This is a genomic window from Aquidulcibacter sp. (assembly GCF_044346625.1).
In the GTDB taxonomy this organism is placed as follows: Bacteria; Pseudomonadota; Alphaproteobacteria; order Caulobacterales; family Aquidulcibacteraceae; genus Aquidulcibacter.
In genome coordinates, this window is record NZ_JBIIYV010000125.1 from 1 (window position 1) to 5,017 (window position 5,017).

The window sequence follows — 5,017 nt, forward strand, 5'->3', positions numbered from 1 at the left end:
GAGCCTGCCGTCGCAATCGCGACAAACTCATCAAGTCCCTGCCACTGGTCCATGATTATCCTGAATACGGTAAGATGAATTGCGATTATGGCTATTTATCTCGAAATTGTAAAATTGCTATGGTCAGTGCCAAAATCTTGGAACCTTTCCCGCACTTGGTGAGTTTAACCCGCATGAAGACCCGCGCCGCAGTTGCTTTTGAAGCATGTAAACCCTTGGAAATCGTAGAACTGGATCTTGAGGGGCCTAAGGCAGGCGAAGTGTTGGTTGAAATTATGGCTACCGGCATCTGCCACACAGATGCTTATACCTTGGGTGGTCGCGACCCTGAGGGCAAGTTTCCTGTCGTGCTCGGCCACGAAGGCGCAGGGATTGTGCGCGAAGTTGGGGCAGGGGTAACCAGTGTTTCCCCGGGCGATCATGTGATCCCGCTCTACACGCCCGAATGTCGGCAATGCAAAAGCTGCCTGTCTGGCAAGACCAATTTGTGCACGGCGATACGGGCCACGCAAGGCCAAGGCCTAATGCCCGATGGTACCAGCCGCTTTAGTTACAAGGGCCAAACCATTTATCATTACATGGGCTGTTCGACTTTCTCGAACTTTACCGTTCTGCCCGAAATCGCTGTAGCAAAAATCCGGATGGACGCCCCGTTTGAGCAGACTTGCTACATTGGTTGCGGGGTTACAACGGGTGTTGGCGCAGTGGTCCATACCGCCAAAGTGACACCGGGCTCCACCGTTATCGTCTTTGGCCTTGGCGGCATTGGCCTCAATGTGGTGCAGGCTGCGCGTATGGTGGGGGCAGACCAGATTGTTGGCGTCGACGTCAACCCTGACCGGGAAGCTTGGGGCCGGCGCTTTGGCATGACCCACTTCGTCAATCCCAGCTTGATCACAGGCGATATGGTTCAACATTTGGTCGCGCTAACCGATGGTGGAGCGGATTATACGTTTGATTGTACCGGCAATACCGACGTGATGCGGCAGGCCTTGGAAGCATGTCATCGCGGCTGGGGTGTCTCGACCGTGATTGGGGTGGCCGAAGCTGGCAAGGAAATTTCGACGCGGCCATTTCAATTGGTGACGGGCCGGGTCTGGAAAGGCTCTGCCTTTGGTGGCGCACGTGGCCGCACCGATGTGCCCAAGATCGTCGACTGGTACATGAATGGGAAGATCGAAATTGATCCCATGATTACCCATGTTTTGAGTTTGGATGAGATCAATAAGGGCTTTGACTTGATACATTCAGGTGAAAGCATCCGCAGCGTTGTGGTGTTTTGAGGCAATCCTTAGACGAGGGGTGCGCGTGTGAGTTTGACCATCATCTCTTCAGTTAAGGCCCATGGCGGCGACCAGCGGGTCTATAGCCATCCATCCTCAGCCACCCGTTCTGAGATGGTGTTCTCAGCCTTTATCCCAGACCATGAGCTCGGCCTGAAATTGCCCGTCGTTTGGTATCTGTCAGGCCTGACTTGCACCCACGCCAATGTGACGGAAAAGGGGGAGTATCGGGCCGCGTGTGCTGAACTGGGCTTGATCTTTATCGCACCCGATACGTCGCCGCGCGGGGAGGGGGTGCCTGACGATCCAGAAGGCGCTTATGACTTTGGGCTGGGTGCGGGCTTTTATGTCGATGCAACGCAAAAGCCATTTGCCAAGCACTATCAGATGCGCAGCTATCTTGAAGCAGAATTGCCCGAGCTGATCGCAGAGCATTTGCCCGTTGATCTGGATCGCCAAGCCATCATGGGCCATTCCATGGGTGGCCATGGTGCGTTAACGCTTGCGCTGCGCAACCCGGGTCGTTTTCGCTCTGTCTCGGCATTTGCCCCGATCGTGGCACCGATGGCGTGCCCTTGGGGGCAGAAGGCGCTAACGGGTTATTTGGGCGAGAGCCAAGGTGCGTGGATGGCTTATGATGCCTGTGAGTTGATCGAAGAGGGCGCTCGGCTGCCCGACCTTTTGGTCGACCAAGGCACCGCCGATCCATTTCTAGAGACACAACTAAAAACGCATTTGCTGGTGCATGCCTGCAAGGCCGCCAACCAAAAGGCCACCATCCGAATGCAAGAAGGCTATGACCATAGCTATTATTTCATCTCGACCTTTATGGACGAGCATCTGCGCTGGCATCACGAGCGGCTGGTTGGCGCAAGCTGAGCGATACGGGGTAACGGGGCGCCAGCGCAGATTGATGCGCTTTATAGACAAGTCTCCGAGTTATCAGTCATTTTGTGGCAATGGTTTTACGCAACCGCGACAAAATGATTAATGCTTATTCAAATTTGTGTTACTGCTCTGACATAACCCCTCGATAGTCGTTGCCGCTGTTACGGCGCTAGGCCGTCTGTCGGGGACATGCAATGAGCATTACAAAATCAATTCTTGGCACCACCAGCATGCGTGCCATTCTTGCGGTAATGATTGGGTTCGTGGGCCTTGCTGCAAGTCCAGCACTGGCAGCTGATCCACAAGCGACCGCCCAAGTCAGTTCCGTGGCAAATGAACAGAACCAAGCCGCGGCGAGTTCTGATGACAGCCGTCTTGAGACAGTAATTGTGACCGCGCAGCGTCGGGTCGAAAATCTTCAAGACACGCCAATTTCGATTTCCGTTTTAACCGCACGCGGTCTTGAGAACCGGCGGGTGACTTCCCTTTTGGATATGGGTGATGGGTCGATCCCCTCCTTGTCAGTGAAGCCGTTTTTCACACGTCCAGGTGCCTTGATCATCAATATCCGCGGTGTTGGTGTCATGACCGACTCTAACCAGCCCGCCCGCGATCAGGGTGTAGGCGTCTATATTGACGGTGTTTACATGGGCCGCCCACAGGGGCTTGGCACTTCCTTGTATGAAATCACAGGCATTGAAGTTTTGAAGGGACCGCAAGGGACTTTGTTCGGCCGCAACACGGCTGGGGGTGCGGTGAATATTGTCACCCGTCGTCCGAGCGGCAAGTTCCGCGCTGAGGCGACTGTCGGGGTCGGCAATTTTGGTTCCTACAAGTCCGAATTGAGAGTCGATTTGCCTGAGTTCCGTGGCATTTCTACCAAGATCGATGCCGTGGTGATCGGCCGCGACGGTCTGGTATCCAACCCACTTGCCCAAGCCAATGATTATGGTGAAATCCTGCGCGGCGGCCTGCGCGTGGCGGCACTTTGGAAGCCAAACGATACGATGCGGGCAGAATATGCGTTCGACACCAGCTTCGATGAAAGTACGACAATTTACCAACAATTGATCGCCGGTGGTTCGGCAACCCTGCCAGGCCTGCCTGTTGTTCAAGCCGGCCGCGCGACCCGCGGTGTGGTAGGAGCGCCGCAGGAACCAAGCAGTGGCGATCAATCTGGACACCGCTTGACGCTTGAGTGGGACCTCTCGGATACCCTGAAGCTGAAAACGATCTCGGCCTACCGTGAGCTCTACCAAGATCAATGGGATAATGCGAGCCCGACCGCCTTTACCAGCTTGTCGCAATCCGCAACCATTGGGTTCACGGGTCAGTCCTTCTCGCGCGTCAGTACCGCTGAATTCGTGCAGGACCAGACCAGCCACGAAATCCAGCTCTCCAGTGAGACAGAGCGTCTTAAGTATGTGGTTGGTGCCACCTACTTTGTGGAGAATGTTGCCGATAACGCACAAGCGTTTTTCACAAACCGGTTCACCAATCGCGAAGGGACGACTTCTGAACTTCTGCCGATCAATTATGCGGCAATCCCTTATGACCGGGTCAGCAATGTCGAAAGCACCAGCGTGGGCGTCTTCGCTCAAGGGACTTATACGCCAGCCATGTTCGCTGATCGGCTGCATCTGACACTTGGTGGGCGCTATTCCCATGACGAGAAGGTCGGGGCGCTGACGATCGTCAACGGACGGGCACCAACGGTCAATGGTGTCACGGGCCCTCAATTATTGGACTATTCGGATGATCGATTTGATCCAATGGTCAATTTGGCTTGGGACTTCAGCGATACAATCATGGCGTATGCCAAATATGCAACCGGCTTCCGTTCGGGCGGTGCGAACTCTCGTTCGCTGACTTACTCGCCATTCGGGCCAGAAGAGGTTGAAGTATTTGAAATCGGTGGCAAGGCAGAATTGTTTGACCGTAACTTACGCCTCAATGCGGCTGTTTACGCTGGCACCTATACGGGGATCCAGCTGGACTTTAGCGCGCGTTATCAACAACGCGATGCAAATGGCAACATTCTGACAACGACTCGCACCACGCAAGAAGCAACCAATGCTCCGGGCGAGGGCGATATTGCAGGTTTCGAATTTGACGGTACGTGGGCCATAACCGACGCGCTAACCATCTCGACCAGCTATGCCTATAACAAGGTCACAATCCCCGACACAGCCAATCCGTTTCCGCAAGCAGATGGTCGGATCATCGCAATTCCAATCCCGATCCGCCAAACCAACACACCAGAGAACTCGGGCAGCATCTCTTTCGATTATAACCGCCCAATGTTTGGTGCCAACTTTACCGCCCATCTAAGCTTCAATGCGGATGACGGTTTCTATGTTAGCCGGACTGACGTTGCCTATGATCCCGTCACCAATAAGGTAACCATTCCTTCCCCAAAAGGAGATGGTGGTGTTGTGAGCAACGGACGTATCGCGCTCAGCCAAATCGAAATGCCGAACGGAGCCGAAATGTCGGTTTCCTTGTGGGCGCGTAATTTGTTCGATAGCGAACGGCTCTTCTGGAAGGGCTTGGACCCCGTCCGCGGCCTCACAGGTTTCTATATCGAGCCGCGTACATTCGGTCTCGACTTCAAGATCAAGCTTTAGACTAATCCAACATCTAGAGAATGGGCGGAATGGCGTGGCACGCTTCTCCGCCCAATCAATTTTTCCACTCCCGGTTGCAGCAGAACGCCGTGTGTTGATTGTCGCTGGGAAGTGACCCGGTATTTTCATCGAGAATTGACCCGGGCTAAGTTATGTCCCGCGTTGCGGGTGTTGGGTCAAGAGATTGGTTTTTCCTTTCTGACTTTAGGTGCAGTGGTG

At 54.3% G+C, this 5,017-nt stretch carries 3 protein-coding genes; all 3 read left to right on the forward strand.

Going from position 1 to position 5,017, the window contains the following annotated elements; all coding sequences use genetic code 11:
- The first annotated feature begins 173 nt into the window (after nt 1–173).
- Nucleotides 174–1,283: an S-(hydroxymethyl)glutathione dehydrogenase/class III alcohol dehydrogenase gene (locus ACIQ20_RS15775; RefSeq protein ID WP_395781987.1), complete on the forward strand. Its 1,110-nt coding sequence runs from the start codon at nt 174–176 to the stop codon at nt 1,281–1,283.
- A gap of 27 nt (nt 1,284–1,310) precedes the next feature.
- Nucleotides 1,311–2,162 (forward strand): S-formylglutathione hydrolase, encoded by an 852-nt coding sequence (fghA, locus tag ACIQ20_RS15780; RefSeq protein ID WP_395781983.1) that lies wholly within the window; start codon nt 1,311–1,313, stop codon nt 2,160–2,162.
- Between the two features lie 203 nt (nt 2,163–2,365).
- Nucleotides 2,366–4,798, forward strand: coding sequence for a TonB-dependent receptor (locus ACIQ20_RS15785; RefSeq protein WP_395781985.1), 2,433 nt, complete (start codon nt 2,366–2,368; stop codon nt 4,796–4,798).
- Nucleotides 4,799–5,017: the final 219 nt, after the last annotated feature.

What these genes read in the sequence shown, in the direction of transcription:
- ACIQ20_RS15785 (WP_395781985.1), top strand. Translation starts at nt 2,366, where the DNA reads ATGAGCATTACAAAATCAATTCTTGGCACCACCAGCATGCGTGCCATT.
- ACIQ20_RS15775 (WP_395781987.1), top strand. Translation starts at nt 174, where the DNA reads ATGAAGACCCGCGCCGCAGTTGCTTTTGAAGCATGTAAACCCTTGGAA.